Here is a 17,063-nt window from a genome sequence, read left to right as displayed (position 1 = left end):
GCGACTGCGCGCCCTGGGTGCCGTGCGGGATCAGCTTGGCGGTGTCGGGCTTGTCGGCCTGCACGACCGCGACGGGCTTGCCATCCACCGGCGCGGCGGAGTGGGCGGCGATGGGGCCGGCGAAGACACCACCGGCGAACGCGAGACCGGCAACGGACAGCATGCTCTTACGGATGATCGTGTTCATGGGGGTAGCTCCTTCGGGGGTAGGAAACACCCACACACCCCGGGGGGATCGGTGCGCGGGTGTGAGCACCTCGTCCGGCGCTGCACAAAAACAAAGGGGGGAAGGTCGTTCACGGCGGCCGGGCGCGGGGGGCGCCTCTGGCGGCCGGGTCCATGTGTAACCACTCGGGGGTCGGGGTCATTCCCGGGGCGGCCTATCCAATTGGCTACCGCGTCGAGCCGGCGCCACGGTCCAGGCAGCGTCCCCGCGAGAGGGGGGGGCCTGCGGCCGGTGGTACTGCGACCGTCAGGGGTATGTAACCCGGCCGGGGCCGCCGCGATTCCGGCCTGGCGATGCCACCGGTCACACCCTGAAGCGCCCGGCAGTGGACATACCGCCCACATGTCCGCCGTCAGGCGTCGCCGAACCGGTCAGCGGGCGGTGATCGACTCGGGTTCCTTGAAACCGGGGCATCCCTCGCAGCCGGACACACCGGTTTCAAGGAAGACGAGTGGATCAAGGCAGGTCGGACACACCGGTCAGGTGGGACCGCTCGGATACCGGCGTTGATGCGCCTGACAAATGCCTAGTATCGGGGCAAGAGCCTCTGGAGGTCGAGATGACTGCAGCGTTGGAGATGCCCCGCGTCCAGGAATGTGTGGTTGCGGCCTGTGCGTACAACCAGGCCGGCGACTGTCACGCCTTCGCGATCACGATCGGCAGCGCTGACCACGCGCACTGCCACACGTTCGTGGAGTCACCGGTCCAGGGCGGCCTGGGCACTCTTATCGCGCAGGTGGGTGCCTGCCAGCGCTCGGACTGTCTGCACAACGAGCAGCTGGAATGCCACGCGCCGTCGATCAGGGTGGGGCCGGACAACGACATGGCCGACTGCATGACCTACGACCACCGCTGACCCCCCAAAGGCCGACCGACGACGCAAAGGTCCTAGCCCAGCCACGCGGGTCCCACCGACCACGCAGGCATCATTGCCCACACCTCGACGGGTTGACCGGCGGGGAGTTTCGGCAAGGCGCCGATCGACCGACCAGGGAAAGGCACGACCGCGCAGGGCGTCGGCCGGCCACGCAAAGGCGCAACCACGCAGGGCACCGGCTGGCCACGCAAGGCACGGCTGGTTGTGGTGGTCAGGGTAGGGAATTGGCCTGCCGGATGACAGTCACCAAGTCGTCGATGATTGTGGTGAGTGCGAAGTCCTTCGGAGTGAAGACCCGGGCCACACCTGCGGCTTGCAGCGCCTCGGCATCTCCTGCGGGGATGATGCCGCCGACCACCACTGGCAGGTCAGCGCGGCCGGCGGCACGAAGCCCGTCGAGCACCGCTGGTACGGCGGCCAGGTGGGAGCCGGACAGCACCGACAGCCCCACAAGGTCGACGTCCTCCTGGATGGCGGCTGCGACGATCTGTCCGGCGGTCAGCCGGATGCCCTGGTAGACGACCTCGAAGCCGGCGTCGCGGGCGCGTACCGCGATCTGTTCTGCGCCGTTTGAGTGTCCGTCCAGGCCGGGCTTGCCGACCAGCAGTCGCAGGCGCCCGCTGCCCAACTCCCGGGCGGTGGCGGTGACCCGCTCGCGGACCGCCACGAGACCTGGGTCCCCGCCGGTGCCGACGCCGCCCGCCAGGCCGGTGGGTGCCCGGTACTCGCCGAAGACCTGGCGCAGCGCGCCGGCCCACTCGCCGGTGGTCACCCCGGCGCGTACACATTCGAGGGTTGCCGGCATGAGGTTCGTGGTGGTCGCGGCGTCCGCGCGGAGCCGGGCCAGTGCCGCGTCGACGGCCGCGTCGTCCCGTTCGGCACGCCACCGGCGTACGTCGTCCACGGCGGCTGCCTCGACGGCCGGGTCGACCTGCTCTACCGCCTCTGCTCCGGCGGCTGTCAGCGGGGAGGGCTCGGTCTCGACGTACCTGTTGACGCCGACCACCACGTCGGCTCCGGATTCCATCCGGCGGCGCCGCTCGGCGAGTGAGGCGACCAGTGCGCTCTTGAGGTAGCCCGTCTCCACCGCGGCCACCACGCCACCCAGCTCCAACACCTTGTCCAGTTCGACCCGGGCCCCGGTGACGATCTCGTCGACGAGCGCCGTCATCACGTGCGAACCGGCGAAGATGTCGGGGTATTCGAGCAGGTCCGACTCGTACGCCAGGACCTGTTGCATGCGCAACGACCACTGCTGGTCCCAGGGGCGGGGCAGGCCGAGCGCCTCGTTCCAGGCGGGCAGCTGCACCGCGCGGGCGCGGGCGTCGCGGGACATCGTCACGCCGAGCATCTCCAGCACGATGCGCTGGATGTTGTTCTCCGGCTGCGCCTCGGTGAGGCCCAGCGAGTTGACCTGTACGCCGTAGCGGAACCGGCGCTGTTTGGGCTCGGTGACCCCGTACCGGTCGCGGGTGATCTCGTCCCAGAGCACGCCGAACGCGCGCATCTTGGCGATCTCCTCGACGAAGCGCACCCCGGCGTTGACGAAGAACGAGATGCGCTGCACCACGTCGCCCATCCGCTCGGCGGGCACCTGGCCGGAGTCGCGGACCGCGTCGAGCACGGCGACCGCGGTGGCCAGCGCGAAGCCGACCTCCTGCACGGGTGTGGCCCCGGCCTCCTGGAGGTGGTACGAGCAGATGTTCACCGGGTTCCACCGCGGCATCTCCCGCAGGGTGTACGCCACCACGTCGGCGGTGAGCCGCAGGGACGCCGCCGGCGGGAAGATGTACGTCCCCCGGGACAGGTACTCCTTGATGATGTCGTTCTGGGTGGTGCCGGCGCAGCGGGCCAGTTCCGCGTCCTGTTCGAGCCCGACCGTGCCGTAGAGGGCCAGCAGCCACATCGCCGGGGCGTTGATGGTCATCGACGTGTTCATCTCGGCCAACGGGATGCCGTCGAAGAGCGCCCGCATGTCGCCGAGGTGGGCCACCGGCACACCGACCCGACCGACCTCACCGGCGGCGAGTTCGTGGTCCGGGTCGTACCCGGTCTGGGTGGGCAGGTCGAAGGCGACCGAGAGGCCGGTCTGCCCCTTCGCCAGGTTGCGGCGGAAGAGGGCGTTGGTGGCGGCGGCCGACGAGTGGCCGGCGTAGGTGCGCATCACCCACGGGCGGTCACGCTCGGGCAGCCGGCTCGCAGATGCCTTCTCATCCATGGCCGGAGTCTAAGTTACCGTTCAGTAAAACGGGCTGTGCAAAACCGCACAGGTCCATGTCGCGGACATCCGGGTGCCTAACGCGCACGATGTCGGCGACCGCTACACCCCGGGCAGCGCAGCGACCAGGCCAGGACGCACACTTGACGCCATGGAAGACGAGCTGGCCATCTCCGTCCGAGGGCTGCGCAAGGCGTACGGCGACAACGTCGCGGTGGCGGGCGTGGACCTCGACGTACGCCGTGGCGAGGTGTTCGCTCTGCTCGGCCCCAACGGTGCCGGCAAGACCACCACCGTGGAGATCCTTGAGGGCTACCGGGGCCGCGACGCGGGCGAGGTTTCGGTGCTCGGCGCGGACCCCGCGCACCCCAGCCCGGACTGGCGGTCCCGGGTCGGCATCGTGTTGCAGGGCACCGGCGAGTTCGACGAGCTGACCGTGGCCGAGGTGATCCGGCACTTCTCCGGCTTCTACCCCGACGCCGACGACCCGGACAAGGTGATCGAGCGGGTCGGGCTGGCCGGAAAGGCGAAAGCCCGTACGCACACACTCTCCGGCGGGCAGAGGCGCCGACTCGACGTGGCGCTCGGCATCATCGGCCGCCCCGAGCTGCTCTTCCTCGACGAGCCCACCACCGGCTTCGACCCCGAGGCCCGCCGCGAGTTCTGGGAGCTGATCCGGGACCTCGCCGCGGCCGGCACCACAATCGTGCTGACCACCCACTACCTGGACGAGGCGGAGTCGCTCGCCGACCGGGTGGGTGTCATCGCCGCCGGCCGGCTCGTCGAGGTGGCCACTCCGAACCAGTTGGGCAACCGGCAGGAGGCCCTGGCCACGGTGTCCTGGCGTACCCCGGACGGGACGCTGGAGAGCACGCAGAGTGCGACGCCGACGGCAGTGGTGGCCGATCTGGCGGCGCGCTACGGCGGCGAGGTCCCGGGGCTCACCGTGACCCGGCCGACCCTGGAGGACGTCTACCTCACCATGATCGGACACGCGCGATGACGACCACGACGAGGCCGGCGACCCCTGTCGCCGCGAGCCGCGGACGCCGGCCGGGTGCCGGCTCGCTCGCCCTGCGCCAGGGCCGGCTGGAGATCACCCAGTTCCTGCGCAGTCGGGAGTCCGTGGTCTTCACGATGGGCTTCCCCATCATCATGATCCTGATCTTCGCCTCGATCTTCGGTGGCGAGATCGGCGGCGGGGTCAAGTTCACCCAGTACTTCATCACCGGCATGATCGCGACCGGTCTGATGACTGTGAGCTTCCAGAACCTGGGCATCTGGATCCCGATCGAGCGGGACCGGGGGGTGCTCAAGCGCTACCGGGGCACGCCGATGCCGAAGTGGGTCTGGTTCGCCGGCAAGGTGATCATGGTGGTGGTGATCGGCATCGCCGAAACGGCGCTCCTGCTCGCCGTCGCCGTCGCGCTGTTCGACCTCGACCTGCCCGGCACCGCCGCGAAGTGGCTCACCTTCGGCTGGGTCGCGGTGCTCGGGGTCACCGCCTGCACCCTGTGCGGCATCGCCATCTCGTCGCTGGCCCGTACGGCCCGCAGCGGCTCCGCGGTGGTCACCCCGGTCTCCCTGGTACTCCAGTTCATCTCCGGGGTGTTCTTCGTCTTCACCGAACTGCCCACCTGGATGCAGCAGGTGGCGGCGCTGTTCCCGCTCAAGTGGATGTGCCAGGGGCTGCGGGCGGTATTCCTGCCGGAGAGCTTCGGCGCGCAGGAACCGGGCGGCTCGTACGAGCTGGGTCGGGTGGCGCTGGTGCTGATCCTGTGGTGCGTGATCGGCCTGGTGCTCTGCCTGACCACCTTCCGCTGGACCACGAAGCGCGACGGCTGAGCAAGGAAGGGCACCTTATTAACGCCTGCGGTAGAGGAAGGGTCCCCTGTTAACGCCGGAGCAGCTCCGCGCCCTCGCGCTGGGGTGTGGGCGGCAGTTGTTAATAAGGGGCCCTTCCTCTACACGAGGCGTTAATAAGGTGCCCTTCCTTCGGCTCAGTACGTGTAGAAGCCCTTGCCGGTCTTGCGGCCCAGGTCGCCGGCGGTGACCATGCGCTGGAGCAGCTCCGGCGGGAAGAACTTCTCGTCCGCGGTGTCGGTGTAGATGTTCTTCGACGCGTGCAGCAGCACGTCCACGCCGGTCAGGTCGGTGGTGGCAAGCGGGCCCATTGCGTGCCCGAAGCCCAGCCGGCAGGCGGTGTCCAGGTCCTCCGCCGACACCACTCCCGACTCGACGAGCTTGACCGCCTCCACCACGAGAGCGGAGATCAGTCGCGTGGTGACGAAGCCGGCGATGTCGCGGTTGACCACCACGACCGTCTTGCCGATCTCCTCGGCGAAGGCCCGCACGGTGGCCAGCGTGGCGTCAGTGGTCTTGTAGCCACGCACCAACTCGCAGAGCTGCATCATCGGCACCGGCGAGAAGAAGTGGGTGCCGACGACCGCCTCGGGCCGCTCGGTGACCGCGGCGATCTGGGTGACCGGGATGGCCGACGTGTTGGTGGCGAGCACCGCGTCGGCCTTGCAGATCTTGTCCAGGGCGCGGAACACCTCGTGCTTGATCTCCAGCCGTTCGAAGACCGCCTCGACCACGATGTCCGCGTCCGCCGCCGCCTCAAGGTCGGTGGTCGGCGTGATCCGGGCCAGCGTCGCCTCGACCTCGGACGCCTCGATCTTGCCCTTCTCGGCGAACTTCTCCAGCGACTTACGGATGCCGCCGAGCCCTCGGGCGGTGGCCGCGTCGTCCAGGTCCCGCAACGTCACCTGCCAGCCCGCCTGCGCCGCCACCTGGGCGATGCCGGAACCCATCAGTCCGGCCCCGACGACCGCGAGTCGACCCGCCATCTACTTCTCCCTCGCCACGATTGAGTGCCTGTCTGCACCCTAGTCGGCGAGCCTGAACGACGGCTAAGGGGCTGACCGGGGGCCCCTGGGGCTCAGATCTCCAGCGAAGGCTCCTCCGGCGCGGTGCCCCGCTCGACCGCCACTCCGAGCGCCCGCAGGTCGGCCACGAAATCCGGGTAGCCCCGGTCGACGTGGTGCACGTGGGAAACCTCGGTGGCACCATCCGAGCAGAGCCCCGCGATGATCAGCCCCGCCCCGGCGCGGATGTCGGTGGCCCGCACCGGAGCGCCGGACAACCGCTCGCGCCCTCGGACCACCGCGTGGTGCCCGTCGGTCTTGATGTCCGCGCCGAGCCGCATCATCTCGTTCGCGAACATGAACCGACCGTCGAAGATGTTCTCCGTGATCAGGGACGCCCCGTCGCTGACCGCGGCCAGCCCGATCGCCATCGGCAGCAGGTCGGTGGCGAAGCCGGGGTACGGCAGCGTCACCACGTCCACCGCCCGGGGTCGGTCGTCCATGCGTACGCGGAAGCCGTCTCCCCGGGTCTCGACAAGGCCGCCGGCCGCGACCACCTTGTCGAGCGCGATCTCCAGATAGGCCGGGTCGAGCCCGGTCACCGTCACGTCGCCCCGGGTCATCGCCGCGCCGAACGCCCACGTGCCGGCGACGATCCGGTCCCCCACCGTGGCATGCCGCACCGGGCGCAGCCCGGGTACGCCGGTGATCCGCAGTGTGGACGTGCCGGCGCCGGAGATCTGCGCGCCCATCTGGTTGAGCATCGTGCAGATGTCGACGATCTCGGGTTCCCGTGCCGCGTTGTCGATCATCGTGGTGCCCTGGGCCAGCACCGCCGCCATGACCAGGTTCTCGGTCGCGCCGACGCTTGGAAAATCGAGCACGATGTCCGCGCCGCGCAGGCCGTGTGGGGCGGAGGCGATGACGAAACCGTGCTCGCCGGAGATCTCCGCGCCCATCCGCGTCAGCCCGGAGATGTGCATGTCCAGCCCACGGGAGCCGATGGCGTCACCGCCGGGGTGGGCCACCCGCACGAAGCCCCGACGGGCAAGCAGCGGACCCAGCACGCAGATCGACGCGCGGAGCCGCCGGACCAGGTCGTAGTCCGCGTCCGCGCCGGGCTGCTCGGGTACGTCGATCGTCACCGAGCGGGACCGGGCGACGCCCCCTCGGGCGACCATCGGGTCGACCGGGTCGTCGGCGTCGAACCGGACGTCGCACCCCAGCCGGCGCAGCACCTCTCCCATGATCGCGATGTCGGTGATCCGCGGGACGTTGGTGATCACGCTCCGCCCCGGTGCGAGCAGCGCGGCCGCCATCAGCTTCAGCGCCGAGTTCTTGGCGCCGACCACGTGGACGGTGCCGGCGAGCCGCGCATCACCACGTACCCGGATGACATCGACGTCATTGATTGCCGGATCGCCGGCGTCGCCGGGGCCCACCACCGCCGGCCAGCCGGCAGTGGTGTCCGGCCGCGTAGGGATCGTCAGATCCGGTATCCGTAGGCTGTGCGTCATGGCCGTCCACCTCACGCGCATCTACACCAAGGCCGGCGACGCCGGCATGACCAGGCTGAGCAACAACGAGCAGGTGCCGAAGACCGATCCACGGATCGCCGGGTACGCGGATGTCGACGAGTGCAACGCGGCGATCGGCGTGGCACTCGCCCTGGGACAGCTCGACGATGAGCTGCGGGGCGTGCTGGAGTCGGTGCAGAACGACCTGTTCGACGTGGGCGCCGACCTGGCCACCCCGGTCGAGCCGGAGCCGAAGTATCCGCCGCTGCGGGTCACCGAGGAGTACGTCGAGCGCCTCGAAGGTTGGTGCGACGAGTACAACGCACGCCTGAGCAAGCTCGACTCCTTCATCCTCCCCGGCGGCACCCCCGGTGCGGCACTCCTGCACGTGGCGCGGACCGTTGCCCGGCGTGCCGAGCGATCGGCATGGGCGCTGGTCAGCCACGATCCGGAGCGAACCAGCCCGCTCCCGGCAAAGTATCTCAACCGGCTCTCCGATCTGCTCTTCATCCTGTCAAGAACGGCAAATCCGGCGGGCGATGTGCTATGGGTGCCGGGCGGCAAGCGCTGAGCGTAGGCGCCCCGCCAGCACGTGGAGGTGTGGGTTCCCGATCTGGCCGCCCTCACGCGTAGCCAGCGCTGTTTCCTCGACTCTGAGCTGGCCACGGCCGCGCCCTCTTGCGGCTGGACACTGTTCCGTCCCGGCCGGCACCCGCACGCCAGCGGCTCGGGAACGTACGCCGGCTGTCGAACGGGCGTTGGGTGCGAGAGGCTCAAGGGCTCACGTCGACATCGTCCTATATCGATAGATCCCCGAACTGTCCACGACGTAGGGTGCCGATGGCAGCGTTCACGGCTGCCATCGGAGCCGTCAGCAACAGCGGGGAGATGTCGTGAGGATTGTTCGCAGGATCGTCGCCATGCTCGGAATGATGTCGCTGCTCACCATCGGAATGGCCGTGCCGGCCCAGGCAGCTCCCGGGGATTGCCCAGTGGGGAGCTTCTGCGTCTGGAGCGGCAACAACGCGACAGGCTCGCGCTGCAGTTGGAGCAACGCCGACAACGACTGGTACAACACGCCTGTGGTGTGTTCCTGGGCCGACAACCAGGTCGTCCGGTCCGCGATGAACCGGGGCCGCAGCACGAGTTACCGGTCCGTCCACTTCTACTCGGGCGCGAACTACACCGGCACGTACGGATGCCTCGGACAGAACGACCAGTTCATGAATGACATCTACGAGAACCTGCGGTCGCACCGCTGGCGTACCGCCAGCTGCTAGTCGCACAACAACGAAGTGGGCCACGGAACCCGTGGCCCACTTTCTCGTTCTTACCCAGCCTCGTCGAACGCGCCGCGTTGTGCGCCACGCAGGATGGGCGGCTCAGGCAGCCGGCCAGTCCTGGGAGGCCATACGCGGCGAGACCGCCCCCGGAGGGGCGGCCTCGAGCCAGGACAGGAAACCGGTAACTGTCGACCGCGCCATGGCGATCTCCACCGGTGCATGGTGACTGGCACAGCGGAGGATCACCCAGTCGGCCGGCATGGAGAGCCGCTCCTGCCCCTCGGGCAAGCGGCGGCGCTCCACTGCCAGCCCTTTGCGGGAGAGCACCCGCTTGGGTCGCAGCGCGAAGCTGAACATCCGGTACCAGCGCAGTTCCTCACCGGCGAACCGGCCGAAGCCCGGTGACCAGCCGCGGCCGTCGAGCATTGTGGTGGTCCGGACGCTGAGCCGGATGATGCCACCGGTACGGGTGACGAGCGCGCGGCGGACGAAGAGGAAGAGAAGCGCGACGAGGACGACGGCGACGCCGATCCCGATTCCTTCGACGATCTCCATCCCCGGTGTGGCTCAGCTGCTCTGCGCGGAAACCGGGGTAGCGCTCTCGGCCAGCACGGTTACCTTGTCGGGGCTCACCGAGAGGAAGCCGCCGGCCACGTCGTACGAGATCTGCTCACCACCGGCCAGCTTGATGCGGACCTGGCCCGGCTCTGCGAGCTGACCGAGCAGCGGCGCGTGCCCCGGCAGGACACCGAGCTCGCCTTCGGTGGTCCGGGCGACGAGCATCTCGGCCTCACCTGACCAGACCTTTTCCTCGACGGCGACGAGCTCGACGTGAAGCTGCTGTGCCACGCTGTCTCCTTGCTGCGGCGGGCGGAATGCCGAAAGTCTAGTCCTGACGGCTGCCTGCCCCCAACGCGGGTGGGGAGAGCTGCGCCACGACTACTTCGTCTTGTTGTGGAATTCCGGGTGCTCCAACAGGAACGGGTCCAGTTGTTCATTGTGCAGGGCGGTGAAGAAGTCCGCGACGCCTGCCTGGAACTGTTCACCCTTGTACTTCTTGCCTTCGTAGACGCCACCACCGGGGAGCTTGATCATCTGGATGGTGTTGGGGCGGATGTCCTTCAGTGCGATCCCGAAGTCGACAACACTGTTGCCACGGCCGTTGAAGATCAGCGACTGCCCGGCGGCACGGAGCACCTTGTCCGCCTTGATCGGGTTGGCGACCACGTCGGCACTGAACGCCTGGCCGACCATCGCCTTGACGAACTGCTGCTGGTGGCGCTGCCGCCCGTAGTCGCCGTCGATGACGCCGTTCTTCTCGTAGCGCTGCCGGACGTAGTCCAGCGCCTGCCACCCGCTGAGGTGGTGGGTGCCCTTCGGGTAGACCGCCTGCGGCCCGATGTAGCCCTCGCCGCGCGGGTTGCCCGGCCGGGCCTTGCCGTCCGGCTGCTTGTGCTCGGACCTCACCTCGCGCTCGACGTACATGGTGACGCCACCCATCGCGTCGACGATCTTCTGGAAGCCGGTGAAGTTGATGATCGCACCGGCGTCGAAGCGCTTGATGCCCGTGACGTTCTGCACAGTCGTGGCCAACAGCTCGAAGCCGCGCGCGGCGTCGGGGTTTCCGCCCGGCACATGACTGCCGTGCGACATCGCCGCGTTGATCTTGGTCTTCTCGCCGCGGAAGTTGGCCTTCTTGAACGGCGGGATGTCCACGTAGAGATCACGGGGCACGGAGAACAGGTAGGCACGATCCATCGAGGCGGGCACGTGCAGCACCATGATCGAGTCGGCAAGTGGCGCCGCCGTCGGGTTCCGCGGGTCAATGCCGACGAGCAGGATGTTGAGCGGACCCTTGATGTCGCTCTTCTTCTCCTTGGCGCCGGCGGCTTGGTCACCGAAGAGGTCGGCCTTGCCGACAGCGCCCTCGTAGCGGGCCATCAGCACCTCGGTGCCGACAAGCACCGCTCCGCTGAGCATCGTCAGCACCGCGCCGAACACCGTGCAGATCCTGGCCCAGCGAGGCACGCCTCGCCAGATCGACTTGCGGCCACTCTTGCCGGCCTTAGCCACGTGCATCTCCGTTCGTCACGCCCACGGGTAGAAGACGGGCGCGCGTCGCCGAAAGGTTGCAAAGATCAACGCTCGTCCAGGGGAACGTGCGCAACGACCGTATCTCGCCAGCTGCGCAAGCGCCGACAACGAGCAACGGACCGCGAAGATGATAAGGCGCGAAGATGAACAAAAGACTGCCCCGGCATTGCCGGGGCAGTCTTTTGTGTCACGGATCTGGTCGGGCTGTCAGCCCTTCATCAGCTCCTCAGCCTTGCGCTCCAGGTCCTCCAGACCGCCGCACATGAAGAACGCCTGCTCAGGGAAGTGGTCGTACTCCCCCTCGCTGATCTTGCGGAACGCCTCGATGGTCTCCTTGATCGGGACCGTCGAGCCCGGCACGCCGGTGAACTGCTCCGCAGCGTAGGTGTTCTGCGACAGGAAGCGCTCGATCCGCCGGGCACGCGCCACGGTGATCTTGTCTTCCTCGGAGAGCTCCTCGATACCGAGGATGGCGATGATGTCCTGCAGGTCGCGGTAGCGCTGCAGGATCCGCTTCACCTCGGTGGCCACCTGGAAGTGCTCGGCGCCGACGAACTCCGGGGCGAGGATCCGGGACGAGGACGCCAGCGGGTCCACGGCCGGGTAGATGCCCTTGTCGGAGATCGACCGCTCCAGGTTGGTGGTCGCGTCCAGGTGGGCGAACGTGGTGGCCGGGGCGGGGTCGGTGTAGTCGTCCGCCGGCACGTAGATCGCCTGCATGGAGGTGATGGCCTGGCCCCGGACGGAGGTGATCCGCTCCTGGAGCTCGCCCATCTCGTCGGCCAGGGTCGGCTGGTAACCCACGGCGCTCGGCATACGGCCGAGCAGGGTGGAGACCTCCGAACCCGCCTGGGTGAAGCGGAAGATGTTGTCGATGAAGAGCAGCACCTCCTGCTTCTTCACGTCCCGGAAGTACTCGGCCATGGTCAGCGCCGACAGCGCCACCCGCAGCCGGGTGCCCGGCGGCTCGTCCATCTGGCCGTAGACGAGCGCGGTCTTGTCGATGACGCCGGACTCGGTCATTTCGGCGATGAGGTCGTTGCCCTCACGGGTGCGCTCACCCACGCCGGCGAACACCGAGGTACCACCGAAGTTGCGGGCAACACGGGTGATCATCTCCTGGATGAGCACCGTCTTGCCCACACCCGCGCCGCCGAACAGGCCGATCTTGCCGCCCTTGACGTACGGGGCCAGCAGGTCGATGACCTTGATGCCGGTCTCCAGCATCTCGGTCTTCGGCTCCAGATCCGCGAAGGCCGGAGCCTTGCGGTGGATGCCCCACCGGTCGTCGGCCTGAATGGTCTCGCCCTCGGTGAGGTTGAGGCACTCGCCGATCGCGTTGAACACGTGGCCCTTGACCGCGTCGCCCACCGGAACGGTGATCGGCTCGCCACGGTCACGCACCTCCGCGCCGCGAACCAGACCGTCCGTCGGCTGCATCGAGATGGCACGGACCAGGTTGTCACCCAGGTGCTGGGCAACCTCCAGGGTCAGCGTCTTCTCACCGCCGGACAGGTTCACGTCGACGTTCAGAGCGTTGAACAGGGCCGGCATGGCGTCACGCGGGAATTCGGCGTCGACGACCGGGCCGATGACCCGGACCACGCGACCCGTGGCCGTCTTGGTCTCTACTGGTGCAGTCATCACACTTCACTTCCCGACGCGGCCAGCGCGTTGGCGCCGCCGACGATCTCGCTGATCTCCTGGGTGATCCCGGCCTGTCGGGCCGAGTTCATCTCGCGCGTGTACTTGTCGATCATCTCTTCGGCGTTGTCGGTGGCGCTCTTCATCGCCCGCCGCCGTGCCGCCGACTCACTCGCCGCCGACTCGATCAACGCCGCGTAGATCCGCGTGTTGATGTACCTCGGCAGGAGCGCGTCGAGCAGCGCCTCCGCATCCGGCTCGAACTCGTACGCCGGCAGCAGCCCTTCGGAGCGCCCCTCGGCGCGCGGCCGGTCCTCCACCTGCATCGGACCGATCACCTTGGTGACCGGGGTCTGCGTCATCAGCGAGTGGAACTCGGTGTAGACGATGTGCAACTCGTCGACGCCGAGCACCCCGTCCGCCCCGGCGTCGCCGTCGACGTCGTCCGCGCCGGCAGTGAACGCCTTGATCAGCGTCTCACCGACGGTGCGGGCGTCCTCGAACGACGGCTGCTCGCTGAACCCGGTCCAGTTCGCCTCGATCGGCCGGTCACGGAACCGGTAGAACCCGACGCCCTTACGCCCGATGACGTAGAGCACCGGCTCCTTGCCGTCCGCCCGCAGCCGCGCGATCAGCGACTCGGCCGTCCTGATCGCGTTGGAGCTGTAGCCGCCGGCCAGGCCACGGTCGCTGGTGACCAGCAGAACGCCCGCCCGCCGCACCCGCTCGCGCGGGGTGAGCAGCGGGTGGTCGATCCGCGCGTTTGACGCCAGCGCCGTGAGCACGCCGGTGATGGCCTGGGCGTACGGCAGGGACGCCTGCACCCGGGCCTGGGCCTTGGCGATCCGGCTCGTCGCCACGAGCTCCATCGCCTTGGTGATCTTCTTCATCGACTTCGCCGAGCGGATTCGTTGACGAAGAACGCGTACCTGGGCCGCCATCAGATCAGCTCTCGGCCGGGCCGGCGGGCGCGCTGTCGCGGTAGCGGGTCACCGTCTCGCGGTTCTCGTCACCCTCGAGCGGCTTGGCCGGCGCGTCGTTGATCCGAGGCTCGTCCTCCTTGCCGAGGAAGACCTTCTTGAACTCGCTGATCGCGTTGTCCAGGGAGCCGATGATGTCGTCGTTCCACTGGTTGTCGGCGATCCCGGCCAGCACACCCGCGTGCTTGTGCCGCAGGTACTGGAGGAACTCCGACTCGAAGCGGCGGACCTCGCCCACCGGGACGTCGTCCAGCTTGCCCTCGGTGCCGGCCCAGACCGTAACGACCTGCTCCTGCACCGGGTACGGCGAGTAGTTCGGCTGCTTGAGCAGCTCAACCAGGCGCGAACCGCGGTCCAGCTGGGCTCGGGAGGTCTTGTCCAGGTCGGAGGCGAAGGCGGCGAACGCCTCCAGCTCGCGGTACTGGGCCAGGTTGAGCCGCAGCGAACCGGCGACCTTCTTCATCGGCTTCACCTGCGCGGCGCCACCGACCCGGGAGACCGAGGTACCGACGTTGATCGCCGGACGGACGCCCTGGTTGAACAGGTCGGTCTCCAGGAAGATCTGGCCGTCGGTGATCGAGATGACGTTGGTCGGGATGAAGGCCGAGATGTCGTTGGCCTTCGTCTCGATGATCGGCAGACCGGTCATCGAGCCGCCACCAAGCTCGTCGGAGAGCTTCGCGCAGCGCTCCAGCAGGCGGGAGTGCAGGTAGAAGACGTCACCCGGGTACGCCTCACGGCCCGGCGGGCGGCGCAGCAGCAGCGACACGGCACGGTACGCCTCGGCCTGCTTGCTCAGGTCGTCGAAGACGATCAGAACGTGCTTGCCGCCGTACATCCAGTGCTGCCCGATGGACGAGCCGGTGTACGGGGCGAGGTACTTGAAGCCGGCCGGGTCGGAGGCCGGGGAGGCCACGATGGTGGTGTACTCCATCGCGCCCGCCTCCTCCAACTGCCCCTTGATCGAGGCGATGGTGGAGGCCTTCTGGCCGATGGCGACGTAGATGCAGCGGACCTGCTTCTTCGGGTCGCCGGTGCGCCAGTTGTCCCGCTGGTTGAGGATGGCGTCCAGCGCGACGGTGGTCTTGCCGGTCTTCCGGTCACCGATGATCAGCTGCCGCTGGCCCCGACCGATCGGGGTCATCGCGTCGATGGCCTTGATGCCGGTCTGCAGCGGCTCGTCGACGGACTGCCGGGACATCACGTTCGGAGCCTGCAGCTCCAGCTCGCGGAAGCCCTCGTTGGCGATGTCGCCGAGCGCGTCGATCGGCTCGCCGAGCGCGTTGACCACGCGGCCGAGGAAGGCGTCGCCGACCGGAACGGAGAGAACCCGCTCGGTGCGCTTGACGCGCTGCCCCTCCTCCAGCTTGGCGGAGTCACCGAGAACAACGACACCGATCTCGCGGACGTCGAGGTTCAACGCCACGCCGAGCGTGCCGTCCTCGAACTCCAGGAGCTCGTTGGTCATGGTCGAGGGCAGGCCCTCGACGTGGGCGATACCGTCACCGGTGTCGGCGACGGTGCCGACCTCCTCGCGGGAGACGTCGGGCGAATAGGAGGAGACGTAGCGCTCCAGGGCGCCGCGGATCTCCTCCGTCGAGATGGTCAGCTCGGCCATCCTCTGCTTCCTTAAATTTCAGGGGCCCGGGGATACCTAGTACCGACCGGTCCGAATGGCGTCTGTCATTCAGGTGCTTCGCGGAAGCCGTCAGCGCTTGGCGAACGCGTTACGAGTCTCCTTGAGCCGGCGCAGGATCGTCCCGTCGTAGAGATCGGAACCGACCCGGACGCTCATGCCGCCCAGGATGTCGGGGTCGACAGTCTGCTTGACGTCGACCTGCCGACCGTATAGCTCAGCGAGACGAGCGCCCAGCCGTTGCTCCTCCGCGTCATCCAGCGGGGCGGCCACTGTCACGTACGCGACCTGCCGGTCCCGCCGGTCGGCGGTGAGCTCGACCAGTCGGGTGAGCGCACCGCTGAAGGAGCGCCCACCGAACCCGGAGAGAGCCACCTCGATGAGGCGGACCGTCACCGGGTGGGCCTTGCCCTCCAGCAGTTCCCGAACCAACCCGGCGCGCTGAGCCAACGGCGCGATCGGGTCGGTCAGCACGGTGGCGAGCTGCGGCTGCCCGGCGACCAACTGGCCGAACCGGAACAGCTCGTCCTCCACCTCACCGAGGTCACCGGTGGCGTCGGCGCTGGCGAGCAGCGCCTCCACACCGAGCCGCTCGGTGCCGTCGAGCAACTCCGACGGTGCCGACCAGCGGTTGGCGACCAACGAGCTGGTCAGGTCGAGTGCCTGCTCGTCGACCTTGCCGCTCAGCATGGTGCCGAGCAGGCCGGCGCGATCCGTACCGGAACGTGCAGGGTCGGAGAGCGCCCGGCGCAGCCGTACCTCCCGCCGCAGCAGATCCGCGACGGAGAGGACGCCGTCGGCGGTGGCGGCGATCGCCTGCGGCTGAGCACCGCGGGTGTACGCCTCCAGCCGCTCGACGGCTGCCTTGTACGACTCCCGGCTGGCGGCCTGCATCAGCGGGCCCCCGCGCTCTCAAGATCGGTGAGGAAGCGCTCGACGGTGCCCTTGCGACGGGCCTCGTCAGCGAGCGACTCCCCGACGATCCGGCTGGCCAGGTCGACAGCGAGACCGCCGACCTCCGCGCGCAGGTCGCGCACGATGGTGGCGCGCTCGGCCAGGAGCTGCTCCTTGCCGGCGGCGACAACCCGCTCGGACTCCTCCCGCGCCTTGGCGAGGATGTCCTGTCGGATCCCCTCGGCGTCGGAGCGGGCGTCGTCACGGATCTTGGCGGCCTCGGTACGCACCTCGGCCAGCTGCGCGCGGTACTGCTCGAGCAGCTGGTTCGCCTCGGCCTGGGCCGCCTCCGCACGCTTGAGGCCACCCTCGATCGCATCGACCCGTGCCTGGTACATCGCCTCCATGCGCGGCATGACGAACTTCAGCAGGACGAAGACGAGCAGGGCGAAGGAGATCGAACCAACGACGATCTCCTGCCAGATCGGCAGGATCGGGTTGTGCGCGCCTTCCGCAGCGAGATACATGTCAGACCTCCGGGTCGAAGTACGGACGGTCAGTTGACGGCGAAGGCGAGCACCAGGCCGAACAGGGCGAGCGCCTCGACCAGGGCGAAGCCCAGGACGAGCCAGGTCCGGTTGAAGCCGGCGGACTCGGGCTGACGGGCGCTCGACTGGATGTAGGCCGCGAAGACCAGGGCGACGCCGATACCGGGGCCGATGGCGGCGAGGCCGTAGCCGATGGTGTTGACGTTACCGTTGATGGCGGCGAGAACGTCCATTGCGGGTATTCCTCCTAGTTAACGCGTGAACTCTCACGCGTACGCG

General features: G+C 68.5%; 17 protein-coding genes and 1 pseudogene. 5 read left to right on the top strand and 13 right to left on the bottom strand.

What is annotated here, in order from left to right; genetic code table 11:
• Positions 1–187, bottom strand: a pseudogene (locus ACPXB1_RS06120) (hypothetical protein); the annotation flags it as partial.
• A gap of 598 nt (positions 188–785) precedes the next feature.
• Here ACPXB1_RS06120 and ACPXB1_RS06115 point away from each other — a divergent pair.
• Positions 786–1,082 (top strand): DUF1540 domain-containing protein, encoded by a 297-nt coding sequence (locus tag ACPXB1_RS06115; protein ID WP_053655666.1) that lies wholly within the window; start codon positions 786–788, stop codon positions 1,080–1,082.
• A 232-nt stretch (positions 1,083–1,314) separates the two neighbouring features.
• Here ACPXB1_RS06115 and ACPXB1_RS06110 read toward each other — a convergent pair whose 3' ends face one another.
• Positions 1,315–3,321: a protein meaA gene (locus ACPXB1_RS06110; RefSeq protein ID WP_355631790.1), complete on the bottom strand. Its 2,007-nt coding sequence runs from the start codon at positions 3,319–3,321 to the stop codon at positions 1,315–1,317.
• Between the two features lie 151 nt (positions 3,322–3,472).
• Here ACPXB1_RS06110 and ACPXB1_RS06105 point away from each other — a divergent pair, with 151 nt between their 5' ends.
• The gene (locus tag ACPXB1_RS06105) at positions 3,473–4,324 is read left to right on the top strand and encodes an ABC transporter ATP-binding protein (protein ID WP_355591354.1); all 852 of its coding nucleotides are present in this window, start codon (positions 3,473–3,475) and stop codon (positions 4,322–4,324) included.
• Positions 4,321–5,166, top strand: a complete 846-nt coding sequence (locus ACPXB1_RS06100) for an ABC transporter permease (protein ID WP_355591351.1) — start codon at positions 4,321–4,323, stop codon at positions 5,164–5,166. Before ACPXB1_RS06105 ends, ACPXB1_RS06100 begins: the two co-directional genes overlap by 4 nt.
• 155 nt (positions 5,167–5,321) lie before the next feature.
• On the opposite strand, the gene ACPXB1_RS06095 is transcribed toward ACPXB1_RS06100, so the two are convergent.
• Both ACPXB1_RS06095 and murA read right to left on the bottom strand, forming a co-directional pair.
• Complete coding sequence (locus tag ACPXB1_RS06095) at positions 5,322–6,170, bottom strand: 3-hydroxyacyl-CoA dehydrogenase family protein (protein ID WP_355591348.1); 849 nt, start codon at positions 6,168–6,170, stop codon at positions 5,322–5,324.
• Between the two features lie 92 nt (positions 6,171–6,262).
• The gene (gene murA, locus ACPXB1_RS06090) at positions 6,263–7,705 is read right to left on the bottom strand and encodes a UDP-N-acetylglucosamine 1-carboxyvinyltransferase (protein ID WP_355591345.1); all 1,443 of its coding nucleotides are present in this window, start codon (positions 7,703–7,705) and stop codon (positions 6,263–6,265) included.
• Between murA and ACPXB1_RS06085 the strand changes: the two genes are divergently transcribed.
• Together ACPXB1_RS06085 and ACPXB1_RS06080 are read left to right on the top strand one after the other, a co-directional pair.
• The gene (locus ACPXB1_RS06085; RefSeq protein ID WP_355591343.1) at positions 7,704–8,276 is read left to right on the top strand and encodes a cob(I)yrinic acid a,c-diamide adenosyltransferase; all 573 of its coding nucleotides are present in this window, start codon (positions 7,704–7,706) and stop codon (positions 8,274–8,276) included. The two genes, murA and ACPXB1_RS06085, sit on opposite strands and share 2 nt — an antisense overlap.
• A gap of 322 nt (positions 8,277–8,598) precedes the next feature.
• On the top strand, positions 8,599–8,985 hold the full coding sequence (locus ACPXB1_RS06080) for a peptidase inhibitor family I36 protein (protein ID WP_355591340.1): 387 nt from the start codon (positions 8,599–8,601) through the stop codon (positions 8,983–8,985).
• Between the two features lie 102 nt (positions 8,986–9,087).
• On the opposite strand, the gene ACPXB1_RS06075 is transcribed toward ACPXB1_RS06080, so the two are convergent.
• From ACPXB1_RS06075 to atpE, 9 genes are all read right to left on the bottom strand, one after another.
• A complete protein-coding gene (locus tag ACPXB1_RS06075; RefSeq protein ID WP_355591337.1) occupies positions 9,088–9,543 on the bottom strand; it encodes a DUF2550 domain-containing protein in 456 nt (151 codons plus the stop codon).
• 12 nt (positions 9,544–9,555) lie between these two features.
• The gene (locus ACPXB1_RS06070; RefSeq protein WP_355591335.1) at positions 9,556–9,837 is read right to left on the bottom strand and encodes a F0F1 ATP synthase subunit epsilon; all 282 of its coding nucleotides are present in this window, start codon (positions 9,835–9,837) and stop codon (positions 9,556–9,558) included.
• Between the two features lie 90 nt (positions 9,838–9,927).
• A complete protein-coding gene (locus ACPXB1_RS06065; protein WP_355591332.1) occupies positions 9,928–11,067 on the bottom strand; it encodes an LCP family protein in 1,140 nt (379 codons plus the stop codon).
• Positions 11,068–11,289: 222 nt separating this feature from the next.
• Entirely contained in the window at positions 11,290–12,726 is a 1,437-nt protein-coding gene (atpD, locus tag ACPXB1_RS06060; protein WP_355591329.1) for a F0F1 ATP synthase subunit beta, read from the bottom strand.
• The gene (locus tag ACPXB1_RS06055; RefSeq protein ID WP_355591326.1) at positions 12,726–13,667 is read right to left on the bottom strand and encodes a F0F1 ATP synthase subunit gamma; all 942 of its coding nucleotides are present in this window, start codon (positions 13,665–13,667) and stop codon (positions 12,726–12,728) included. Before ACPXB1_RS06055 ends, atpD begins: the two co-directional genes overlap by 1 nt.
• A gap of 4 nt (positions 13,668–13,671) precedes the next feature.
• Entirely contained in the window at positions 13,672–15,324 is a 1,653-nt protein-coding gene (atpA, locus tag ACPXB1_RS06050; RefSeq protein WP_355591323.1) for a F0F1 ATP synthase subunit alpha, read from the bottom strand.
• 90 nt (positions 15,325–15,414) lie between these two features.
• Positions 15,415–16,236 carry a F0F1 ATP synthase subunit delta gene (locus tag ACPXB1_RS06045; protein ID WP_355591320.1) on the bottom strand — a complete coding sequence of 274 codons (822 nt, stop codon included), beginning with the start codon at positions 16,234–16,236 and terminating at the stop codon, positions 15,415–15,417.
• Entirely contained in the window at positions 16,236–16,763 is a 528-nt protein-coding gene (locus tag ACPXB1_RS06040) for a F0F1 ATP synthase subunit B (RefSeq protein WP_355591317.1), read from the bottom strand. The genes ACPXB1_RS06045 and ACPXB1_RS06040 overlap by 1 nt, the downstream gene beginning before the upstream one ends.
• Before the next feature lie 29 nt (positions 16,764–16,792).
• Positions 16,793–17,017 (bottom strand): ATP synthase F0 subunit C, encoded by a 225-nt coding sequence (gene atpE, locus ACPXB1_RS06035; RefSeq protein ID WP_355591314.1) that lies wholly within the window; start codon positions 17,015–17,017, stop codon positions 16,793–16,795.
• Positions 17,018–17,063: the final 46 nt, after the last annotated feature.

Source organism: Micromonospora sp. DT68 (genome assembly GCF_049847245.1).
Classification (GTDB): domain Bacteria; phylum Actinomycetota; class Actinomycetes; order Mycobacteriales; family Micromonosporaceae; genus Micromonospora; species Micromonospora profundi.
This window is presented reverse-complemented; position numbering and strand designations above follow the sequence as displayed.

Bases quoted from the DNA above. Each gene is read 5' to 3' on its own strand.
- ACPXB1_RS06055 (WP_355591326.1), bottom strand. From the start codon at position 13,667: ATGGCGGCCCAGGTACGCGTTCTTCGTCAACGAATCCGCTCGGCGAAG.
- ACPXB1_RS06085 (WP_355591343.1), top strand. From the start codon at position 7,704: ATGGCCGTCCACCTCACGCGCATCTACACCAAGGCCGGCGACGCCGGC.
- ACPXB1_RS06045 (WP_355591320.1), bottom strand. From the start codon at position 16,236: ATGCAGGCCGCCAGCCGGGAGTCGTACAAGGCAGCCGTCGAGCGGCTG.
- ACPXB1_RS06105 (WP_355591354.1), top strand. From the start codon at position 3,473: ATGGAAGACGAGCTGGCCATCTCCGTCCGAGGGCTGCGCAAGGCGTAC.
- atpA (WP_355591323.1), bottom strand. From the start codon at position 15,324: ATGGCCGAGCTGACCATCTCGACGGAGGAGATCCGCGGCGCCCTGGAG.
- ACPXB1_RS06100 (WP_355591351.1), top strand. From the start codon at position 4,321: ATGACGACCACGACGAGGCCGGCGACCCCTGTCGCCGCGAGCCGCGGA.
- ACPXB1_RS06115 (WP_053655666.1), top strand. From the start codon at position 786: ATGACTGCAGCGTTGGAGATGCCCCGCGTCCAGGAATGTGTGGTTGCG.
- ACPXB1_RS06095 (WP_355591348.1), bottom strand. From the start codon at position 6,170: ATGGCGGGTCGACTCGCGGTCGTCGGGGCCGGACTGATGGGTTCCGGC.
- atpD (WP_355591329.1), bottom strand. From the start codon at position 12,726: ATGACTGCACCAGTAGAGACCAAGACGGCCACGGGTCGCGTGGTCCGG.
- ACPXB1_RS06040 (WP_355591317.1), bottom strand. From the start codon at position 16,763: ATGTATCTCGCTGCGGAAGGCGCGCACAACCCGATCCTGCCGATCTGG.
- murA (WP_355591345.1), bottom strand. From the start codon at position 7,705: ATGACGCACAGCCTACGGATACCGGATCTGACGATCCCTACGCGGCCG.
- atpE (WP_355591314.1), bottom strand. From the start codon at position 17,017: ATGGACGTTCTCGCCGCCATCAACGGTAACGTCAACACCATCGGCTAC.
- ACPXB1_RS06065 (WP_355591332.1), bottom strand. From the start codon at position 11,067: ATGCACGTGGCTAAGGCCGGCAAGAGTGGCCGCAAGTCGATCTGGCGA.
- ACPXB1_RS06110 (WP_355631790.1), bottom strand. From the start codon at position 3,321: ATGGATGAGAAGGCATCTGCGAGCCGGCTGCCCGAGCGTGACCGCCCG.
- ACPXB1_RS06075 (WP_355591337.1), bottom strand. From the start codon at position 9,543: ATGGAGATCGTCGAAGGAATCGGGATCGGCGTCGCCGTCGTCCTCGTC.